Origin of the sequence: Peribacillus sp. B2I2, assembly GCF_041261685.1 — a bacterium.
GTDB lineage: Bacteria > Bacillota > Bacilli > Bacillales > DSM-1321 > Peribacillus.
In genome coordinates this window covers 3720621-3742812 of the sequence record NZ_JBGCCB010000001.1, presented here as the reverse complement: position 1 = coordinate 3742812, position 22192 = coordinate 3720621, and the positions used below count along the sequence as shown (strand labels likewise).

20 protein-coding genes and 1 other annotated feature are annotated in these 22192 nt (G+C 38.7%); of the genes, 17 read left to right on the top strand and 3 right to left on the bottom strand.

Annotation, left to right across the window (positions count from 1 at the left end; genetic code table 11):
* The first annotated feature begins 376 nt into the window (after positions 1–376).
* Entirely contained in the window at positions 377–1069 is a 693-nt protein-coding gene (locus tag ABIE66_RS18465) for an RNA polymerase sigma factor sigma-70 region 4 domain-containing protein (RefSeq protein WP_370015838.1), read from the top strand.
* Positions 1070–1156: 87 nt separating this feature from the next.
* Here ABIE66_RS18465 and ABIE66_RS18460 read toward each other — a convergent pair whose 3' ends face one another.
* The 3 genes from ABIE66_RS18460 to ABIE66_RS18450 all read right to left on the bottom strand — a co-directional run bounded on the left by ABIE66_RS18460 (position 1157) and on the right by ABIE66_RS18450 (position 6301).
* Positions 1157–2875, bottom strand: a complete 1719-nt coding sequence (locus ABIE66_RS18460) for a P-loop NTPase fold protein (RefSeq protein WP_370015836.1) — start codon at positions 2873–2875, stop codon at positions 1157–1159.
* 22 nt (positions 2876–2897) lie between these two features.
* Positions 2898–3734 carry a hypothetical protein gene (locus ABIE66_RS18455; RefSeq protein ID WP_370015835.1) on the bottom strand — a complete coding sequence of 279 codons (837 nt, stop codon included), beginning with the start codon at positions 3732–3734 and terminating at the stop codon, positions 2898–2900.
* Between the two features lie 977 nt (positions 3735–4711).
* Positions 4712–6301 carry a recombinase family protein gene (locus ABIE66_RS18450; RefSeq protein ID WP_370015834.1) on the bottom strand — a complete coding sequence of 530 codons (1590 nt, stop codon included), beginning with the start codon at positions 6299–6301 and terminating at the stop codon, positions 4712–4714.
* Positions 6302–6408: 107 nt separating this feature from the next.
* Here ABIE66_RS18450 and yqfC point away from each other — a divergent pair, with 107 nt between their 5' ends.
* The 16 genes from yqfC (at position 6409) to dnaG (ending at position 22184) form a co-directional block, all read left to right on the top strand.
* Positions 6409–6693, top strand: coding sequence for a sporulation protein YqfC (yqfC, locus tag ABIE66_RS18445; RefSeq protein ID WP_034308511.1), 285 nt, complete (start codon positions 6409–6411; stop codon positions 6691–6693).
* 15 nt (positions 6694–6708) lie between these two features.
* Entirely contained in the window at positions 6709–7896 is a 1188-nt protein-coding gene (gene yqfD, locus ABIE66_RS18440) for a sporulation protein YqfD (RefSeq protein ID WP_289325791.1), read from the top strand.
* Positions 7897–7899: 3 nt separating this feature from the next.
* Positions 7900–8862: a PhoH family protein gene (locus ABIE66_RS18435; RefSeq protein WP_289325790.1), complete on the top strand. Its 963-nt coding sequence runs from the start codon at positions 7900–7902 to the stop codon at positions 8860–8862.
* Positions 8863–9054: 192 nt separating this feature from the next.
* Positions 9055–11229, top strand: a complete 2175-nt coding sequence (locus ABIE66_RS18430) for an HD family phosphohydrolase (protein WP_289325789.1) — start codon at positions 9055–9057, stop codon at positions 11227–11229.
* A complete protein-coding gene (ybeY, locus tag ABIE66_RS18425; protein WP_370015833.1) occupies positions 11226–11702 on the top strand; it encodes an rRNA maturation RNase YbeY in 477 nt (158 codons plus the stop codon). The genes ABIE66_RS18430 and ybeY overlap by 4 nt, the downstream gene beginning before the upstream one ends.
* Entirely contained in the window at positions 11680–12057 is a 378-nt protein-coding gene (locus tag ABIE66_RS18420) for a diacylglycerol kinase family protein (RefSeq protein ID WP_089361538.1), read from the top strand. Before ybeY ends, ABIE66_RS18420 begins: the two co-directional genes overlap by 23 nt.
* Positions 12058–12095: 38 nt before the next feature.
* On the top strand, positions 12096–12503 hold the full coding sequence (cdd, locus tag ABIE66_RS18415; protein WP_289325787.1) for a cytidine deaminase: 408 nt from the start codon (positions 12096–12098) through the stop codon (positions 12501–12503).
* Complete coding sequence (era, locus tag ABIE66_RS18410; protein WP_370015832.1) at positions 12487–13416, top strand: GTPase Era; 930 nt, start codon at positions 12487–12489, stop codon at positions 13414–13416. Before cdd ends, era begins: the two co-directional genes overlap by 17 nt.
* A gap of 99 nt (positions 13417–13515) precedes the next feature.
* Complete coding sequence (locus tag ABIE66_RS18405) at positions 13516–13659, top strand: YqzL family protein (RefSeq protein ID WP_101222596.1); 144 nt, start codon at positions 13516–13518, stop codon at positions 13657–13659.
* 33 nt (positions 13660–13692) lie between these two features.
* Positions 13693–14445: a DNA repair protein RecO gene (recO, locus tag ABIE66_RS18400; RefSeq protein WP_289315637.1), complete on the top strand. Its 753-nt coding sequence runs from the start codon at positions 13693–13695 to the stop codon at positions 14443–14445.
* Positions 14446–14503: 58 nt separating this feature from the next.
* Positions 14504–14680, top strand: a binding site (T-box leader).
* Between the two features lie 100 nt (positions 14681–14780).
* Positions 14781–15677 (top strand): glycine--tRNA ligase subunit alpha, encoded by an 897-nt coding sequence (gene glyQ / locus ABIE66_RS18395; protein ID WP_061140675.1) that lies wholly within the window; start codon positions 14781–14783, stop codon positions 15675–15677.
* Complete coding sequence (glyS, locus tag ABIE66_RS18390) at positions 15664–17733, top strand: glycine--tRNA ligase subunit beta (RefSeq protein ID WP_370015830.1); 2070 nt, start codon at positions 15664–15666, stop codon at positions 17731–17733. The genes glyQ and glyS overlap by 14 nt, the downstream gene beginning before the upstream one ends.
* Positions 17734–17895: 162 nt before the next feature.
* A complete protein-coding gene (gene ccpN, locus ABIE66_RS18385) occupies positions 17896–18534 on the top strand; it encodes a transcriptional regulator CcpN (protein ID WP_286182260.1) in 639 nt (212 codons plus the stop codon).
* Positions 18535–18550: 16 nt separating this feature from the next.
* Positions 18551–19372: a pyruvate, water dikinase regulatory protein gene (locus tag ABIE66_RS18380; RefSeq protein ID WP_289315639.1), complete on the top strand. Its 822-nt coding sequence runs from the start codon at positions 18551–18553 to the stop codon at positions 19370–19372.
* Positions 19373–19871: 499 nt separating this feature from the next.
* Complete coding sequence (locus ABIE66_RS18375; protein ID WP_289318331.1) at positions 19872–20327, top strand: YaiI/YqxD family protein; 456 nt, start codon at positions 19872–19874, stop codon at positions 20325–20327.
* Between the two features lie 51 nt (positions 20328–20378).
* Positions 20379–22184, top strand: coding sequence for a DNA primase (dnaG, locus tag ABIE66_RS18370; protein ID WP_370017080.1), 1806 nt, complete (start codon positions 20379–20381; stop codon positions 22182–22184).
* Positions 22185–22192: the final 8 nt, after the last annotated feature.

The following is a 22192-nucleotide window of genomic DNA, read 5'->3' as shown; positions in this document are numbered from 1 at the left end:
TTAAAACATTCTTTTAAAAGATTACTAATAACCCCTTCCTTAAATGGTTTCCCCATCAACTTTTCCCCCTCACTCTTTATATCCGCTTTTCCCGTTGATAATTTCCACCCTCTTTTAAAAAAACTTTTCTCTTTTTTGTGTTTATTTCAATCGCTGCTGGAATGATGTCCCATTTCATCAACTTCGCTTTATTTTTCTTATATGTCCCATTTCATTAACTTCAATTGTTTAAAACTTTGTAAGGCAATTGTGCAAAAAACCGACTTCGATTTACTTACTAGGGAGAGGACGTTTTTTAGCAGTTGTGCAAATGGGCTGTTTGATTCGTTAGAAGTATTAGAGATACAAAAACAACACAAAAGGGAGAATGGACAACATGACAAGTATCAACACATTAATCAGAAGAAACAAGGAGTTCGCTAAATCAGCAGATTCAGGATTAGCAGAATGGGAAATTGTTCTGAAGGAGATTAAGCGAATAGTTAAAAAGGGTGAAGGATTTACCATAACGGTTGATGATGGCAACGGTGGTTTTGAATACTTCAAGCTTAATCTTGTTCGACTAGAGGATTATCTAACAAGGCATGGTTTGAAAGCTTTGGAAGATTACCGAAAAGGTGGCAGGGATTTTAACCAAGGTAAAACCGTTGACGAGAAACTACTAATATATATCCGTCACGCTTTGAACCAAGATTTCAAGAACTTCATAAGCATTAAAAAGAACCTACTGATTGAAGAGGGATATATTCAAAAAGACAGTAAGGGTAACCGCTATGACGTTATGAATTCTAAAGATAGTTCTTCTCAAAGTGCTGAAGAAGAAATGACGGGCAACATTCCTGAAGGTGCTACCGTTGAAATGAAATGGATTTTAGAGAACAAAGAGATATTCCGCAATGTATTAACACCTATTGAATGGGATGTAGTGTACTGGTTATTTTATAGAGACTTTGCACCATCAGAAATTGCAGATAAATTACTTCTTTGTAACAGAGATAGAGTAACGAAGATTAAGAACAGGGCTTTAAAGAAACTTAAAAAAGAACTTACACAATTAGGGGGGAAATGAAAAGAACCTGCAATTTTGCAAGTCCTTTTTAGAAGTCGCACAAACTTGTCAACATTGATAGAAAAACGTGTTATTGATAGGCAATGGTTATCTTTCGAAAAGTGTTTTTAACCTATATTTAAGCAATCTATCTTCTTCAATTTCATCTAATTTAAATAGATATTCCTTAAAGTCATTACTGTAATTTTCTACACCCCACCGTGCTTCAATTGCACTAACTAATAATTTAATTTGAATACACCAGAACCAAAAATTTTCATTAATATTCCCTGAAGGGATAGGGAAAAAATATTGATGTTCATTTAAACTTCTTAATATATATGTTCTATTCGATTGATCATATATTGAATTTACTAAGTCAGTAAGTTCTCTTAAATATCTTACTTGATATGTCTTTTCAATGTAGCAATCTTTAATTTTTTGTATTAATTGCTTTTGATATTCCATTTTTATAGTATCATTTATAGCACGGGTTAATTCTCCAACTTTTTTACTCTCACTATGAAAGAATATATCAACTTCATTTTGATATTGACTTTTTTCTAATTCAATCCTATTAGAAACATTGCCTTTAATATTCTTTAATACACCCTCATTACTCATACCGAAATCAACAGACAATGCTTCACACCAAAAGAACGCAATAGATAAGTGATTTATTATATCGTCAACTTTTTCAGTTCCGTTTAAATGTAAAATATAAGCTTTGGTATGTTCAATCATTTTAAGTATTTCTTTTTCAGAGGAATAGAAATTTCCAGGCTTTTCTTCAAAACTATTTATCGAAGCTATTACTGATAGAATGTCATCCCTAGAATAAGTTCCGGTTACATACCAATTTTTAATATGATGAAAAACATTTTTACTCATTACATTATCCATATTTTTTTTAAGGATATACTCATACAAGTACGCTATTACTCCACTATCACTACCCTTATAAACAGCGTTTCTTAAATCAGCGTTTCTTAAATCACTATCTTTTTTTTCAGTATCTAATAATCTCATTTCATTTTTATGTTCAATATTAAAAAATACACTTGCAAAACACATTCGGTAAAGGTCATCTCTGGTAAACTTATCAGTAAAAATATCTTTACCGAGAATTTGAATCACTTCTTTAATAAACATGTAAGTTTTTTCAAATGTCCTTAAGTTTTTAAAATCAAAGTTCTTTGCTGTTTCCCCAATAACTTCCCATATTTGTTTACCCAAAATATCAACGGGTGCGTTATCAGCGTAATCATCAATTTTATATGTCCTATCAATTGATTTCTCTTTATAATCTATAAATGTGGTTTTATCTTTACCTTTTAGTTGGTCTGTAGCTGCTATAAGAACCGTTTTAATGTTTTCTATTTTAGAAAGACTATCTAGTAATCCTAATATTTCTGTTATTTTAAGATTATGATGTTTTCTCTCTAAATCATCAAATATAATAATATATGTTCCTTTACTACCTAACTCTTTATTCAAGCTTTTATGTAAATCTTCAATAAGTGGAACCGAGATAGTAAACCCCTGGTATCGAAAGGTAACATTTTTAAATTTTTCCCTTAAAACCCTGTAACTTTTCTTATACATACCCAATGGTGCTTTTTCAATAATCTGAAAATATATTTCTTGAATTATACTGTCTATATCTTTTTTCCCAAATAATGATACATAACTTACATGTGATTGGTCTTTTTCAAATTCTGAAACATATCTTGTTTTTCCAATCCCCCAAGTACCGTCTATCAATACTCTTCTATATTTTGACCAATTAAAATGATTTAGAACAGTAACTATTTCATTTGCTTTCATTAAGTAACCTCACAATCCCAACTTAAACTGATGAATTATTAACATATACATTTGATACAGGTAACATGTTTGGTTCTCCATCATATCCTAAATATAAAAGCTGTTTTATTTTCATCCCCAACAAATTTTCATATCTAATTTCTATGATACTGTGTAATGGAGAAGGATTATATTCAAATGATAATATCAAATTAAGCTTATTTACATCTTCATTTACTCCTAATGAAAAGTCTGTGAAAATCTGCCAAGGTTCATTTTTAGTGATACCGTTATCAATATATGTAAAATTAGAATACTTAACTTTTTCATAAAAATCATCTATATTTCTTTTTGAGATTTCATCTAATTTTGAGATTCCATCAACACTGTCAAGTTGATACCAAAATAATTGAACGTTAACCGCAGGTCCCAAACCGATATTTAAAAAACTTAATTTTGCATCAGGGAAATACGTTTGCCTTTTTGACCATCCATTTTTTATTAATATACCAGTTTTGTTTCTTTCAACTCTCCTATAATAGGTTCTTAATTTCTCTCTTTCATTATTTTCATCAACAGAAGGGCTTACAGTAATAATTGGCTTATATTGATGTTGAATTAAATCGTTATTAATTTTATTAAGTCTATTATTTTGAATGTAAGCTACACCCCCTAATGCAAGAGTTCCGAGAAATGCCATAAATGTTACAGAGTAATCAATTAATTCACCTGCTGTCCACTTTGTTATAAACACAGTGGAAATTGTAGGTAGTTTATATAATATATGAACGATTAAAAGCGGTAAAAGATAAAAAGTTAATAATACTATTAAGACTGATTTTATTTTATTATTTTGTACCCATTCGTTAATCCCTTTCAAAACCTTACCTCCCGATAATTTTGTCAACACTATAAAGTATAACAAATAAGGTATTTTCTGTAACGTGATAAAATGGAACAAGTTATCGCCAAGTTTATTTTTAAGGGTGAAAAAAATTGACCTGCCAGTTTAGTTTTGATCTTTATTATAAGGATTAACACCACAAATAGAAGTAAGAAGATTCCAATTAACTTTAATTAGACCCGATTAGTTGTAACGTCCCTTATATGGCTTGCTAGGGGTGTTAAAACAGATTATGTGGAATTCCCTTATTAGAAAATAGGAAAAAATAAAATTTGGACTCGAATTGGAAAGAGGATTTATTATATGTATTGATACCCAAACCACCATTAACCCAAATTTTAAAGCACCCCTACCCGTCAACTTAGTTTAATTTCTTCTTATTAATTTCTTTTTATTTCAATTGATTTTAATTAAACATCAAACGGTCAATCATATTTATAATTTAATTACTAGTGTTAAGATATTACATTAAGTGTAATGATTAGTGTTAATGGTTATTGATACAGCTATCTATAAATCATTACATATCTATGATGTTGAAACTAATGATTAAGTATAAGGTATTAGTAGTAGATACTAATAATAAACATACTACTATAACCCTTAGTAACACCGTACTATACAGGGGTAGCAATAGGGTAGGGTAAGGGGGTGTGTATATATAGGGGGTAACAATAGGGTAGGGGAAAGGGGGTACTCGTAAGGTGGGGTAAATGTCAATGGTAATTATAGGGGTGGTAATCGGGTATGACTTAATTAGAATGATTACAATGTAGCGTAGATTGATACCTATTTTCTAAGGTAATTCAGTCACCCTAATTCCCATAAAGGTTGCTATAATAGGCTTTCTATAGTCCCTTATCTATAATCCTACCGTTAACAATCTTATCTAATTTGTAGGCTTTTTTACACTTAGATTTACATATCTGTAAACATAAATAAAACCCCTAATCTTATTTAGGGGCAATAGTTACTTCTATTATATTGTAGTCAACTTCTGGATTACCCATTGCATCTGAACCTATAACCTTTTGATCAAACTTCTGGTAGTAAATCTTATCAAGTAGAACTTTAAGCATCCGGTTAGCTTCTATTGTATTAGCACGTGTTGATACTTCATCCGTTAAACTAGGGTTATCTTTAACCATTTCCTTAACCTTATGGATTAACTTCAGCTTCTCTGCATAGCCTTCGGCAACATCTTTAGTATCTAGGTTAACCAATTGCCTTTCTAAATCGCTTGTAGACCTCTTCAGCAACATCAGTTCTTCTTCAGTAGCCGTTTTATCAGCTAAATATTCTTCTTTTGTAAAAACTTCATCAAGGTAAGCGGAACGTATCTTAGTTAGTTTCCTGTTTAGTTTGTCCTGTTGTTCCTGTAGTTGCTTCAATTGCTTTTGTAGTACTTCCTTAGAATCTTCCATAGGTGTTGCTAAAGCCTTTTCCCATTGTTCCGTAAAGTATCTTTCTGTGAATTCAAACTGATTATAGAACTCTTCTAATAGTCGGGATTCTGTTGCACCTTTATTACCACATGGGCAAGCTTTTAGATATACAACATCCTGCTGTTTAGAATCTTTCCTGAATCCCATCTTGCTACCACATCTATTGCAATACACTAAATCCTTCAATATAGATAGGCATTCACCTCTACTACGGTTACGCTTAACCAAACCTTCAGCACCACCCGATAAACGTCCAGCTACTGCTTCCTGTGCCTTCTCAAAGGTATCTGTATCAATTATTGCTTCATGTGCATTAACTGTAGAAATAACATCTACAACATTCTTCCGTTTATCCTTAATTTGCATCTGAACTTCACCTACATAAACCCTATTCTTCAGAATCGTATTGACCATACTAATACTAAAAGGTTTGCCTGTATGATATTTTCCCTTACTGGTTGTGTAACTTCTTGTAGTGTAGCCCGCTAACTTATCTATAATCGTAGGAATACCATTTCCTGCAATTGCATAAGTAAATATCATCCGTACTACATCAGCTTCAGTAGGGTTAATTTCAAGGTGTTTATAGTTAGGGCTAGTATTATCTTCATTTCTTTTATAACCAAAGGGGGCTACACCTTGTGCCCACTGACCTCTAGCTATATGTTCCCGTTTACCAGACCTTTGACGTTTAGTGATTAGCCTTAATTCTTGGCTAGATACAACGTTCTGAATATCAAATAACAACCTATCGTCACTATTTAAATCATACGTCTTTTCAGGCGTTATAACAGGTATATCAGCATCAGCAATAACTTTAGCTACCATTTGTGCATATAGTGTATCCCTACTGATACGGTCAATACTTACGACAAACACTGCATCTAATTTATCAGCTTCAACATCTGCTAACATTTCTAATAAGGCGGTACGGTTAGCAATATTAGAAGCACCTGATTTAACTTCTTCATATATTTGATAGGTATAGCCATGTTCCTTCATATACCGTTCGGCTATGGTTCTATGTGAAAGCAATGTATCAGCGTTTTCTGTACTCTCTCGACTAATCCTCAATAAGATTCCTACGTGCTTTATCATAATGTTCCCCCTTGAAGAATATTATTACCTAAAGGCTGTGTTATCACACTTTCATCAAGCTATCTATAAAATAATACATACATTGAGATGAAAGGGGGTTCTTTTTTATGGCACGCAATTGGGGAAAAAAAGTGAAACAGCTTATGACCAAAACAATGGACCTTCCGCAAGATGTCATGATGGACCTGCCGCGAATTACTATGATCGGTCAATTACATATTTATATTGAAAACCATCGTGGCTTATTGGCTTTTACAGACAGCGAAGTACGATTGATGCTGAAAAATGGGCAGTTGCTGATAAAGGGAAACGCCTTTGTCATAAAGACGATTTTGCCGGAAGAAATCATGCTCGAAGGCAAAATTGACAAGGTTTATTTTATCAATGAATGATCCCGGGAGGTCTCCATGAAAAACCAATGGACAAACTATTATACAGGCTATGTAAAAGTGAAAGCTTATGGGAAAGGTGCAGAACGGCTGATAAATATGCTGACGAGAAGGGGGCTTCATATCTGGGAAGTGAAGCGCGTCGGCAGCGAGGCCCTGATTTTCCATATGGATGTCAGGGATATCCCTAAACTCCGTCAGGTCATGCGAAAGAGCGATTGTAAAGTAAAGTTCATGCAGGGAAAGGGTTTCCCTTTCCTAATGAAGAGGATTATGAAAAACAGCGGGTTTTTAGTGGGTCTGATCGCTTTCCTGCTTTGCATATTTGTACTTTCCAATATGGTATGGGGCATCGAGGTGCAAGATGCCAAGCCGGCAACCGAGCATGCCATCCGAAAAGAATTGGACAAGATGGGTGTGAAGATCGGTAAAGTGCAATTCTTTGTTGATGATGTGGATACGATTCAGCGTAAGCTGTCGGACCGGATTGGTGCATTGACATGGGTAGGGGTAGAGCTAAAGGGAACGACATACCATTTCCGGGTGGTTGAAAAACGGCAGCCTAAAGAGGTCGAGAAAACATCTCCACAAAATTTGGTGGCTTCCAAAAAAGCGATCATCACTAATATGTTCGTTGAAAAAGGACAATCTATAGTTAATGTGAATGATTATGTAGGAAAAGGACAGCTTCTTGTTTCAGGACTTATTGGAAAAGAGGACAAACAGGAAATTGTATCAGCACAGGGAGTAATAAAAGGGAAAACGTGGTATAAAGCGAAAGTGGATGTGCCGTTAAAAACCAAGTTTTCTGTTTTTAACGGAAATGAAACGAGCAGGCACTTTTTGAAAATGGGGGACTTCTCCCTGCCTGTTTGGGGATTCAAGGACCCAGGTTATGAAAAACAGGTAAAAGAAACGACAGTGAGGCCGTTTCACTTTCTTCAATGGGAACTGCCCATTTCCTATAAACAGGTGACCTTAAGGAGCAAGGAAGATATAGTTCGAAGTTATACGGAGGAAGAGGCGGTGAAGGAAGGCAGGAAAATGGCTAAAGCGGAATTGAAAAAGCATTTAGACGAGGAAGATGAAATCGTCGAAGAAAAAATTTTGCACGAAAGCATGGAGAATGGTAAAGTTAAATTATCTATACATTACCAAGTTATTGAAGATATAGCGATTGGACAGCCAATCATTCAAGGAGACTAACGAATGGCAGATGATGTGAAAGTAATTAAGTTGGAAATAGAATCACCTAATGAAGCGATCGCTTTATTGGGCAATGGAGATTCAAATGTAAAAGTGCTTGAAGAGGAGCTTGGGATTTCCGTCATTACCCGGGGTGAAGCCGTGAGTGTTGCCGGGGATATCGAGCGGGTAACGATGGGGCAGGATATCCTTAAGGCACTATTGACAGTGATTAGAAAAGGAATTGCAATCAGTTCCAGAGATGTGCTTTATGCGATTGAATTGGCTAGGAAAGGCACATTGGAGTATTTCGGAGAATTATATGATGAGGAAATCGCTAAAACGGCTAAGGGGAAATCCATTAAAGTCAAAACTATCGGCCAGAGATACTATATCCAGGCAATAAAGAAACAAGACCTGGTATTTGGAATTGGGCCTGCCGGTACAGGGAAGACCTATCTTGCTGTGGTGATGGCAATCAATGCATTGAAAAATGGACATGTTAAACGGATCATCCTGACACGGCCTGCCGTCGAAGCGGGCGAAAGCCTCGGTTTTCTGCCTGGTGATCTGAAAGAAAAGGTAGATCCTTATCTACGTCCGCTGTATGACGCTCTCCATGACCTTCTTGGGATGGAACAGACCCAAAGGATGATAGAACGCGGAACGATCGAAATAGCTCCTCTGGCTTATATGAGGGGCCGTACGCTTGAAGATGCCTTTGTCATATTGGATGAAGCCCAAAATACGACAGAAGCCCAAATGAAGATGTTTTTGACCCGGCTAGGTTTCGAATCGAAAATGGTTATTACGGGAGACCGGACCCAAATAGACCTTCCAAAAGGCATGAAGTCAGGTCTGGTCCGGGTAGAAGAGATTTTGAAGAATATTAAAGGCCTTTCCTTTGTTTATTTTGAACAAAGTGATGTAGTGAGGCATCCGCTTGTCGCCAAAATCATTACTGCTTACGAGCAGGCGAAGTCATAAGAAAAAATCCGCCATTTTCAATCGGCGGATTTTTCGTGATGTGTCGAAATGACCTATCATTTTGGTGAAAAAGTGGATATGGATCGAAAGAAGCTTTACATTTATTAATACGAGGTGAAAATTTATATGAAAACTGTTATGATTTTACATATCTAGAATAATAAACATCATTTTTTTTTAGGAGGACCTTCCTTGAATCGTATCCAGAAATTTTTCACTCAAATAAAAGGGCTGTTGGTCCATCGTTTTTTTCAAGTGCTATTGTTTATCATACTTGGTTTGATAGCTTATGGGTTAATGTTCTCCAACGTAAAGCCGGAAAGGGTCCAGGTAGAGCTTTTTAAGCCTGCGGAACAAACAATCCGTTCAACCAAGACCGTGGAAGATACCTATAAGACGGAACAGGAAAAAGAAGAGATTTCAAAACAGGTGGCCGATGTTTATTCTTTAAAAAAAGAATATGCCAAAAATAAAGTCGACTTGATTTCATCCATTTTCGATTCAGCGATTGAGGTGAATAAAGAAACGGACCCCGATGAAGATCATAAAGAAGATGAGGGAAAAGAAGATAAAAAAGGGACCGTAAAGACGGATGCTCAAAAAGTTTCCATATTAAAAGAAAAATTGACCGATGAAGTCAATAAAGATATTGAGGAATCCGTTTTTCTTGCTTTAGTGCAGGCGGATGAAGATGAGTTGAAAATTGCGAAGGATTCAACCATTACTGCCGTGAATAATGTGATGAGCTCCCGGATCGCTGCCAGTGACGTCGAAAATGCCAAGAAAAAGGTTGTAGAGGAATTGGGCTATATGAGCATCAATAGCGATATGAAAAAAGCCTCCAATTCCCTTGCCCGTACGGCAATCATTCAGAATGTGTTTTTCGATAAGGACAAAACCGAGGAACAGCGAAGGAAAGCGGTCGAGAGCGTGGAGCCGATCAGGATCCTCCAAGGACAGATCATCGTTGAAGAAAATCAGTTAGTGGACAGGGATGTATATAGGCAGCTGGAATTGGCAGGCTTTTTAAATACCGAGTCTACCATCTACCCGTATATCGGCCTGCTGCTATTCATATTTCTGACCATTGCCGCTTTTTATTACTTTTTCCACTTTTCCATTTCAAAAAAGGACAACAAGTACAATCAGTTATTGATTTTCAGTCTTGTCTTTATCCTTTCAATGGCTACCATGAAAACGGTCAGCATTCTGGCAGACCTTAAAAATTCGAATTTGGAATACATTTTCCCGGGTGCCATGGCGGCGATGCTCATAAAGATATTATTGAATGATAAGTTAGCGGTAGCCATGATCATATTGTTAGGTTCGTATGGTACGATTATATTTAACGGTGATACACCTGGAAATCTGGATTTCTCGATGGGGCTTTATATCATTTTCGGGGGATTGACGGCAATCATCATCTTATCAAGACCCAATTTCAAATCAAAGGTGTTGGTAGCAGGGCTGCTATTGTCCTTAATCAATATCGCATTTGTTTTTTCTCTCATTTTTATTATGGACGGCCATTATACTAGAATGGAGTATTTATATTATGCTGCTGCTGCCATAGGTTCCGGAGTGGGTTCAGCCGTTTTGACAATGGGGCTGTTGCCGTTTTTCGAGGCTGGTTTCGGGATTTTATCATCCATTAAGCTTATCGAGCTTGCGAATCCCAATCATCCGTTACTGCGGAAGATCTTGATTGAGGCTCCTGGGACTTATCATCACAGTGTAATGGTCGCCAATTTGGCGGAATCTGCATGTGAAGCCATCGGGTCGAATGGATTGCTGGCAAGGGTCGGCAGTTATTATCATGATATCGGTAAAACGAAGCGGCCGCATTTCTTCATCGAAAACCAGATGAATGAGGAGAATCCGCATGATCGGCTCCAGCCGGAAACGAGCAGGGATATCATCATTGCCCATGCTGTAGATGGCGGGGAGATGCTGCGCAGTCAAAAATTCCCGAAAGAGATTGTGGATATTGCAGAGCAGCATCACGGGACCACTTTATTGAAATTTTTCTACCATAAGGCAAAAAAACAGGATGAAGACACACCGGAAGCAGCTTACCGATACCCCGGGCCAAGGGCGATAATGAAGGAAGTAGCTGTCATAGGCATTGCCGATAGTGTGGAAGCTGCAGTGAGATCGATGCAGCACCCAACGCCAGAGAAGATTGAAGAACTGGTAAGTTTCATCATTCAGGATAGGATTCAAGATGGTCAATTTGATGAATGTGACATTACTATGAGAGAATTGAGTATCGTTAAGCATTCCTTATGTGAATCGCTGAATGGTATCTTCCACTCCAGGATTGAATATCCGGAGACGGATAAATTAGGACAGAAGGTGAAAGAATGATTTTAGCTATCGATTTAATGGATGAAACGAACGAAGTAACTGAAGAAGCCCAGCGACTTGTTGAAAGCATTTTGCAATTTGCTGCAAAAAAAGAAAACATTGAAAAAGATACCGAGCTTTCTGTTACATTTGTAGACAATGAGAGAATTCGGGAAATCAATAAAGAATATCGTCACAAAGATTCAGCTACCGATGTCATTTCTTTTGCACTTGAAGAAATGGGAGAAGATGAAGTGGAAATTGTCGGGGCGGAAATGCCACGCATGTTAGGCGATATCATCATTTCGATTGAACGCACGAAAGAGCAGGCTGAAGAATATGGTCATTCTTTTGACCGTGAACTTGGATTTTTAGCGCTGCATGGTTTTCTTCATTTATTGGGATTCGACCACATGAATGAAGATGATGAAAAAGTGATGTTCACTAAACAAAAGGAGATCTTGGAAGAATATGGACTTTCAAGAGAAGGGTAAAAAAAGGTATCCTCTATTAAAAAGTTTCTCTTTTGCCTGTCAGGGAATTTTGGAGGCTGTTCGAACGGAACGCAATATTAAGATTCATTTCGCGTTAACGGCAATCGTCGTATTCTTTGGCTGGTACTTCTCGTTGAATGGGATGGAATGGCTTTTCATTTTGGCAGCCATTGCCGGTACGATTACGTTAGAGCTCGTTAATTCAGCGATTGAAAGGGTAGTTGACCTGGTGACGGATCAAATCCATCCCCTTGCCAAGCAGGCAAAAGATATTGCAGCCGGAGCTGTATTCATATATGCTATATTTTCTATAATAGTTGGATTGATTATCTTTTTGCCTAAGTTTGGCCTGTAGGTTGCCGAATGGTACTCAATTTGAAAGGAAGATGTGAATTGAATACGAATGAATTGATTGTGGAAGCTAAAAAAGCAAGGGAAAAAGCATATGTGCCTTATTCCAAATTTAAAGTGGGGGCAGCCCTTTTAACCGCTGATGGGAAGGTCTATCATGGTTGTAATATAGAAAATGCTGCATACAGCATGTGTAATTGCGCCGAAAGGACCGCTTTATTCAGCGCTTATGCCCATGACGATAAAAAATTCACTAAACTTGCAGTCGTGGCAGATACCGATGGTCCCGTTTCTCCATGCGGGGCGTGCAGGCAGGTTATTTCAGAACTGTGCGAACAGGATATGCCGGTTGTTTTGACCAACTTAAATGGGGATATAAAAGAACTAACAGTAAAGGAATTGCTTCCAGGAGCTTTTTCACCGGAGGATTTAAATGGAAAAATTATTTGATGATACACAAGTAAAAGGTTACAAATCTGGTTTCATTTCGATTATTGGACGACCTAATGTTGGAAAAAGTACGTTTCTTAATCGTGTCATCGGTCAAAAGATCGCCATTATGAGTGATAAACCGCAAACTACAAGAAATAAGGTTCAGGGTGTACTAACACAAAACGATTCACAAATGATTTTCATTGATACACCCGGCATTCATAAACCAAAGCATAAGCTTGGTGACTTCATGATGAAAGTGGCAACGAATACATTGAAAGAAGTCGATTTGATTCTCTTCATGATCAATGCGACTGAAGGGTACGGACGCGGTGATGAGTTTATCATCGAAAAACTTCAATCCGTAAAAACGCCTGTTTTCCTGGTTGTAAACAAAATCGATGCGATGCATCCAGATGATTTACTTCCGATCATTGAGAAATACCAACAGCTTTACCCTTTTGCGGCAGTCGTTCCGATATCTGCGCTTGAAGGAAATAACGTCGAGACATTGCTTGAACAAATCAAGGAACACTTGCCTGAAGGTCCCCAGTTTTATCCAGCCGATCAAGTGACCGATCACCCGGAACGTTTTATCATTTCCGAATTGGTCCGCGAGAAGGTGCTGCACCTGACACGTGAAGAAATTCCACATTCAGTGGCTGTTGTCATCGATTCAATTAAAAAAATGGATAACAGCGATACAATTAATGTCATGGCGACGATCGTTGTCGAACGTGATTCACAAAAAGGCATCGTCATCGGAAAGCAAGGGAAAATGCTTAAAGAAGTCGGCAGCCGTGCCAGAGTGGACATCGAAAACTTATTGGGCTCGAAAGTTTTCTTGGAACTGTGGGTAAAGGTACAGAAGGATTGGCGTAACAAAGCCAGCCAGCTTCGAGATTATGGTTTCAATGAGAGTGAGTATTAATTAACAAAATTTACGCGTCATGAAAGTTTGGAAAACGGTCAAGCTAATCATATGGTCGGATATTCATATTGCTAGTTAAAAATGAAAGGTGGGCTTTATATGTTGGATTTTACCTGGGAATTATTTAGTGAAACAGGTAATGTGGACACCTATTTGCTGTTTAAGGAGATAGAAGTCGAGAGACAGGAAAGACACTTGGTATTGAATGATGAGCTAGCAGAAATTGATTTTCCTGTTTCATAGGTTAGTCTTGGCGAGCATGGGTGGTGTCTTGGTATGCTCCAAAAATGTGAGGGCATTGTCATAAGGCGAACTGCATATGGAGAAAATAACAAAATCATTACTATATATACCCGTGAGCTAGGAAAAATTGGCGTTATGGCGAGGGGAGCCAGTAAACCTAACAGCAGGCTTTCTGCCGTCACACAGCTTTTTTGCTCCGGGTATTTTCTTATAACCACATCAACCGGACTCGGAAGTCTTCAGCAAGGCGAAATGGTCGATTCACTCCGTTTCATTAGGGAGGATCTTTTTGCCACTGCTTATGCCTCGTATATTGTTGAATTGCTTGATAAAAGCGTCGAGGATAAGAAACCGAATCCATATTTGTATGAATTGCTTTCGCAAACCTTGCATTACATAAACGAGGAATATGACGCAGAGGTTTTGAAATTCATTTTTGAAATGAAGATGCTGCCCGTCAATGGGATTAACCCAGTGCTGAATCAGTGTGCTGTATGTGGTGAAACGGAAGGGGAATTCTCCTTTTCGCTTCGGGAAGCGGGCTTTATCTGTCACCGCTGTCTAGGGAAAGACCCTTATCATTATAAAATTTCACCTGCAGCCGTCAAATTGCTGCGGATCTTTTATTATTTCGATTTATCAAGGCTCGGAAACATTTCCGTCAAGCCTGAAACGAAAAAAGAACTGCAGAAAATCATCGATGCTTATTATGAGGAATATTCTGGTCTGCATTTGAAATCAAAAAAGTTCCTGAAACAGATTGATACGATGAAAGATATGTTTTAGGATCTGACCTATTGACATTCCATGCTAGTTTGTATAAAATTCTAATCATCAAATTAAGAAGATTGCGTTGATGGAAAAGAGTATCTGTCATTCTCCATAAAAAGCGAACCCGGGACGGTGGAAGCCGGGATATGGATTTACAGGGAAGGGCGTTTCCGGAGCATGTTGCTTTGAAAAGAGGCCGTTTTATAAACGGCAATTAGGGTGGAACCGCGGGTATACTCTCGTCCCTATGCATTTCGCATAGGGACGGGAGTTTTTTGTTTGCCGAAATGTGAATGGGTTCCGAACCTTTAATTTTCAAAGAGCCGTTTTAAATAACCTGGAGGTGTACGATGAATATTCAAAATATGATTTTAACGTTACAAAAGCATTGGTCTGAACAAGGCTGTATATTAATGAATGCTTATGATGTCGAGAAAGGGGCAGGAACGATGAGCCCATACACGTTCCTGAGAGCCATTGGACCTGAGCCATGGAGCGTTGCTTACGTTGAGCCATCCCGCCGTCCGGCTGACGGTCGTTATGGTGAGAATCCTAATCGACTGTATCAGCATCATCAGTTCCAAGTGATCATGAAACCCTCGCCTGACAATATCCAAGAGTTATATTTGGATTCCCTGCGTGCATTGGGGATTAATCCGCTTGAGCATGATATTCGCTTTGTGGAGGACAATTGGGAAAACCCATCACTAGGGTGTGCTGGTCTTGGTTGGGAAGTTTGGCTAGATGGAATGGAAATTACGCAATTTACATATTTCCAACAAGTGGGTGGCCTTGAATGTAAACCGGTTTCCGTGGAAATTACATACGGGATCGAACGTCTCGCCTCTTACATTCAAGATAAGGAAAACGTATTTGACCTAGAATGGACAGAAGGATTCACAGTTCGGGATATATTTGGACAGCCGGAATACGAACACTCAAAATATACATTTGAAACCTCCGACCTTGATATGCTGTTTCAACTTTTCACGATGTATGAAAAGGAAGCGCATCGCCAAATGGAAGAAGGGCTTGTACATCCTGCATATGATTATGTTTTGAAATGTTCACATACATTCAACCTTTTGGATGCGAAAGGTGCCATCTCGGTGACGGAAAGAACTGGATATATTGCCCGGTGCCGTAACCTAGCGCGTAAGGTTGCCAAAACCTTCTATGAAGAGCGGGAAAAATTAGGCTTCCCGATTCTTAAAGTGAAAGGGGAGAATACAAATGAGCAAGCGTGATTTGTTATTGGAAATTGGATTGGAAGAGCTGCCAGCCCGTTTTGTGACAGCATCCATGAAACAGTTGTCAGATAAAGTGCAGCAATGGCTAACGGAAAAAGCGATTGATTTCGGAACGGTTGAAGCCTTTTCCACACCAAGACGTTTGGCTATATTGGTGAAAGACGTGGAAGAATCACAAAAGGATATCGAAGAAGAAGCAAAAGGACCGGCTAAGAAAATCGCTGTGGACAGCGAAGGTAACTGGTCTAAAGCCGCATTGGGATTCGTCAGGGGCCAAGGCATGACTTCAGAGGATATTTATTTTAAAGAACTCAAGGGTGTGGAATATGCCCATGTGAATAAATTCATAAAAGGACAGCAGACTGTTCAGCTTTTATCCGAGCTGCAGGAAATCATCAGTGGTATGACGTTCCCGAAAAATATGCGCTGGGCCAATCAAGAGCTCCGCTTCGTCCGTCCGATTAAATGGCTGATTGCCTTATTCGGGAATGACGTAGTGCCATTTAGCATCGCTGATGTGGAAACGGGCCGTGAAACAAAGGGACACCGTTTCTTGGGCGATAGCTCAATCATCGAGCAGCCGGATCAGTACGAAGAAACGTTAAAAGAACAATTTGTAATGGCGGATCCAGATAAACGCCGACAAGTTATTTTAGATCAGATTAAAGGGCTTGAGCAGGAAAAGGGCTGGATCATCCCAGTCGATGAAGAACTGCTTGAAGAAGTGAATAATTTGGTAGAGTATCCAACGGTGTTATTTGGACAATTTGAGGAAGAATTCCTTGAGCTTCCAGCAGAGGTATTAATCACATCAATGAAGGAACACCAACGTTATTTCCCTGTTAAAGATCAGGACGGGAAGCTGCTTGCTTTCTTTGTAACCGTACGTAACGGAGACGATCGCCATTTGGATAAGGTTTCTAAAGGAAATGAAAAAGTCTTGCGAGCCCGCCTATCGGATGCAGCATTCTTCTATAAGGAAGATCAGAAAAAAGGGATTTCGGAAGCTTTGAAAAAGTTGGACAGCATCGTTTATCATGAAGAAATTGGTACATTGGCCGAGAAAGCTGCCCGGGTAACTGCAGTGACCGGTGCCCTTGCTGATGCTTTGAATTTAAAGGCAGAAAAAGAAATGGCGCTTCGTACAGCAGAAATTGCCAAGTTCGATTTGGTGAGTCATATGGTTTATGAATTCCCTGAATTGCAAGGGTATATGGGTGAAAAATATGCGCTCCTAAAAGGAGAAGCCAAGGAAGTGGCCGCGGCTATCAATGAACACTATATGCCAAGGCATGCGGATGACAATGTGCCGCCTTCAGTCATTGGAGCGGTTGTGAGTTTAGCTGAAAAAATTGATACTCTTGCTTCATTCTTCGCTATTGGCGTTATTCCGACAGGTTCCCAGGATCCATACGCTTTAAGAAGGCAGGCGAGCGGTGTCGTTCAAATTCTAGCTGAGAAGAAATGGAATATCTCTTTAGAGGAGCTTATTGTTTTGGGCCTTAAAGGACTTGAATCAAAAGGCATCTTAAAACGTGAACTTGAGGAAGTTAAAGCGGATATGTTCACATTCTTTAAAGCCCGTGTCAAACACCTGTTGCAAGAACAGCAAATCCGTTACGATTTGATTGACGCAGTTCTGTTCAATGAGATCGGTTATATCCATTCCATCGTGGAACGGGCACATGTCTTGGATGCTAAAAAAGACGAAGAAGGCTTTAAAGAAAGCCTGGAAGCTTTGAGTCGCGTCATGAACATTGCAGTAAAATGTGACAATAAAGTGACGGTCGACCCTAGTGCCTTTGAAAATGATCAAGAAACAACGCTATACGAAAAATTCCAAAAAGTTGCCATGCGTTATACTGAATCTAAAGACGAGAATGAGCGCTTTGAACAGCTTGTTTCGCTCCAAACGGAAATAGAGTCATATTTCGAGAATACAATGGTCATGGCAGATGATGAAGCAATCCGTAATAACCGTTTATCCCTTATGAAGGAAATCAGTGATTTGGTTGCAGGCTTTGCTGCCATGAATAAAATTATCCTTTCATAATTGAAAGGGTGTATGGAAATCGGAAACACTTTAAATAAGGGTTTCCGATTTCTTAAAAAGATAAATGGTCAATAAATAGGACAAACATGCCCTTATTAAATAATTTAGTATATAATTATTAAATGAATAACTTTTGTTACTTTACTCTGCGAAAGCAGTGGGGTGGTGATTATAATCCAACTGAATAAGCGTCAGGAACATATTTTACAAATTGTAAAAGAGAACGGACCGATTACTGGAGAACATATTGCCGATAGATTGAACCTTACCAGGGCGACCCTTCGTCCAGATCTAGCCATATTAACGATGGCAGGTTTTCTGGATGCCAGGCCGCGGGTGGGGTATTTCTATACAGGTAGGTCAGGAACACAGCTTTTGACCGACAGCCTTAACCATCTTTATGTACGAGACTACCAATCGATCCCTGTCGTTGTTGACGAGGGCATTTCCGTATATGATGCAATCGTCATGATGTTTTTAGAAGATGTCGGGACCATGTTCGTCGTCGATAAGCATGCATTGCTTGTCGGTGTCTTATCAAGGAAAGACTTGTTGCGTGCAAGTATTGGGAAACAAGAGCTTAACTCCATTCCAGTCAATATCATCATGACCAGGATGCCCAATATTACAATGTGTTCCAAAGAAGACCTTTTGATTGATGTTGCCAAAAAATTGATAGATAAACAAATCGACTCATTACCGGTCGTCAAAGACACAGAAAAAGGCTATGAAGTAATTGGAAGAATTACAAAAACCAATATAACGAAAGCATTCGTAGCTTTGGCTGATGAAGGCTATTAGGGGGCTTGCAAAAGGAATGACGGAGAAAATGAACGGTTCTATTATATATGTTGTATCGGATTCAGTAGGGGAAACAGCGGAATTGGTTACAAAAGCAGCTGCAAGCCAGTTCTCGGGATCTGCTTTTTCCATTAAGCGAATCCCGTATATTGAAGATGAACAAAACGTGGATGAAGTGATTTCACTGGCTAAATTGGATGGGGCGATCATTGCTTACACCCTTGTGAAGCCAGCTATTAGAGCGTATATGAAAGCACAGGTCGAAAAAGAAAACCTGTCTGCTTATGACATTTTAGGGCCGCTCATGGACATACTTCAGGAAAGGGCACCAAAAGGCCCGCTTAATGAGCCTGGTCTGGTAAGAAAACTGGATGATGATTATTTCAAGCGTGTCGAAGCCATTGAATTTGCGGTAAAATATGATGATGGACGTGACCCTCGAGGCATTTTACGTGCTGATATCGTCCTTGTGGGTGTTTCACGCACTTCAAAAACACCATTATCACAGTATTTAGCCCATAAACGCTATAAGGTGGCGAATGTACCTCTAGTGCCTGAGGTGGAACCTCCAGAAGAGCTGTTCCTGGTACCTCCTGAAAAATGCATTGGTCTAAAGATTAGTCCGGAAAAGCTGAATCATATTCGCAAAGAACGATTAAAGTCACTCGGGCTCAATGATCATGCGATTTACGCAAATGTTGAGCGTATAAAAGAAGAATTGACATACTTTGATAAAATCATATCAAGATTGAACTGTCCAATTATTGATGTGACCAATAAAGCTGTTGAAGAAACAGCCAATTTGATTATCAATATACTTCAAAACAAAGATCGTTGACCCTTATATTAAGGCAAACAAAATGTGAGCTAGACACTTTAAGTGTCGGCTCACATTTTAATGCAAAGGTCAAAAAAGGGAATATAAAGAATAAGTTGAAAATAATTACATATAATTCCTCTTGGTTTCCAAATGCTAACCGTTGATTTGCATGAAAACATAATCGGAATTTAAATGTTGGCATCTTCTAAACAAATAGACTATAATAAAAAATTGTGAGAAAAAAGTAATCTTAAGGTTTAGACTTAATTAATAAGGAATAAACTAAAGGTTAATGAGATGTCAAGGTTTTTATCATAAAAATAATTCGACATCTTCCGTATAATTCAAAATGGGCTTGCCCTATTCAAGGCAAAAGAGGCGCTTTCACTTAAATAAGCAGGTATAATGTTGGCACTATTAAAGGGAACTCTTGTGAGCCAATGCTGAAAAATCACTATATCTTCATAAAGTTTAGGGGAGAAAAAGGATTATGCAGAAAGATGTAGAATTAGAAGGTATGAATAATAAACCTACCATACACGTCGATGCCGATGCATGCCCGGTGAAAGACGAGATCCTTCATTGTGCAGGTTTGCACGATGTCGAAGTCTGTTTTGTTGCATCATATAAAAATATGATGAATAACCCTGAAGGTAAATGGGTTTATGTCGATGCAGACAAAGAAGCGGCAGATCTTTATATAGTAAACTCAGTAAAAAAGGGTGATATTGTCGTTACTGCGGACATTGGTTTGGCTGGGACCCTGCTTCCTAAAAGCGTTTATGTTCTTTCCCCAAGGGGAAAAGAATACACAGACGAGAATATTTTCATGCTCTTGGATATGCGTTATCAGTCGGCGAAACTCCGCAGGCAGGGTAAACATACCAAAGGGCCGAAAGCATTCACAAAGGAAGATCGTACATGTTTTACAAATAAACTTTTGAAAACTTTGTCGAACTTTGCAGGGGATTAGGAAACAGTATCGAATTAGAAACTATCACCAATATTGCAAGGTGGAAAAATGATAAATGGCCGTATAGAAGATGAGAAAATTAACCAAATTCGCGAAGCTGTTGACATTGTTGATTTAATTGGGGAGTATGTCCAGCTGAAGAAGCAAGGACGCAATTATTTTGGCCTTTGCCCTTTTCATGGTGAGAACTCTCCCTCGTTTTCCGTTTCAACGGAAAAACAAATCTTCCACTGTTTTGGTTGTGGGGCAGGCGGGAATATTTTTACCTTCTTGATGGATATAGAAGGCTACAACTTTGTGGAATCTGCAAAAGTTTTAGCTGAAAAAGGAAATGTTCCTTTGGATGTTGAATTGAATAAGGATTCCAAGCGTTCTAACATGCCCGCAGGATCGCAGCAAATGGTTGAAGCCCATGATCTGCTGCGGAAGTTTTATCATCATCTCCTCGTTAATACGAAGGAGGGGCAGGATGCCCTCGAATATTTACTTAAACGCGGGTTTACTGAAGAGACGATAGAGAAGTTCCAAATTGGCTACTCTTTGGATTCATGGGACTTCGTGTCCAAGTTTCTTTTAAAACGTGGTTTTCCAGCGGAATACATGGAGCAGGCAGGGCTTATTATCTACAGGGAAAAAGACGAGTCATATTTTGACCGTTTCAGAAATAGAGTCATGTTTCCAATTATGGATCATCAAGGAAATACGATTGCGTTTTCAGGGAGAGCGATGGGGGACGATGAGCCCAAATATTTGAATAGTCCTGAAACGCCAATCTTTAATAAAAGTAAAACTTTATATAATTTCCATCATGCAAGACCTCACATACGAAAGAAAGAACAAGTAGTCATTTTTGAAGGCTTTGCCGATTGCATTTCAGCTGTTCGAGCAGGTGTGGAGAATTCGGTCGCTACAATGGGGACTGCCCTGACGGACCAGCATATCCAGCTTTTAAAAAGAAATACTGATCAGATACTTATTTGCTACGATTCGGACTCTGCGGGATTGAATGCAGCCAATCGTGCAGTTAATATGCTTCAGGACCATGAGTTTTCCGTGAAAGTCGCTCTCATGCCTGATAAGATGGACCCCGATGACTACATAAAGGAATTCGGTGAAAAAAGCTTTGTTTCTGAAGTAATAGGGGCCAGTTTAACCTACATGGCATTCAAAATGCATTATTTGCGTCGAGGGAAAAATGTAAATAATGAAGGAGATCGAATTCAATATATCGAAGAAGTCCTTAAAGAAATTTCGCGATTGCCCAATGCAGTGGAGAGGGATCATTATCTCCGGCAGTTATCCTCTGAATTTTCCCTATCATTGGATGCGCTGGAACAGCAGCAGCGACAGGTGTTCTTTACGGAACGCAAGAAGGGGACACTGCCGCAGCCCGCTGCCCAAAAGAAAATGGCCCTGCAATATGAGCATAAGTTAAAGCCTGCTCATCATAATGCTGAAACGAAGTTGATTGCCCATATGCTAAAAAGCAGGGATATGACTATTAAAATTCAGCAGCTGCTTGGGCAAACGGCCTTTCATGTAGACGAACATCAGGCAATCATCACCTATTTATATGCGTTCTATGAAGATGGACACGAACCGGATACAAGCTTTTTCCTTACTTATTTACCGGATCCAAACTTGAGAAGGATCGTTTCGGAAATAGAAATGATGTCAGTGAATGAGGAAGTTACCGATAAAGAACTGACCGATTGTATAAATCAAGTGTTGAAATATGAAAAGTTGTTAAAGATAAAAGAAAAACAAGTTGAAGAAAAAGATGCAGTGAGACGAAGTGATTATGTCACTGCTGCACAAATAGCCATGGAAATAATTAAATTGCGTAAAATGTTGTAGTCGTTTAG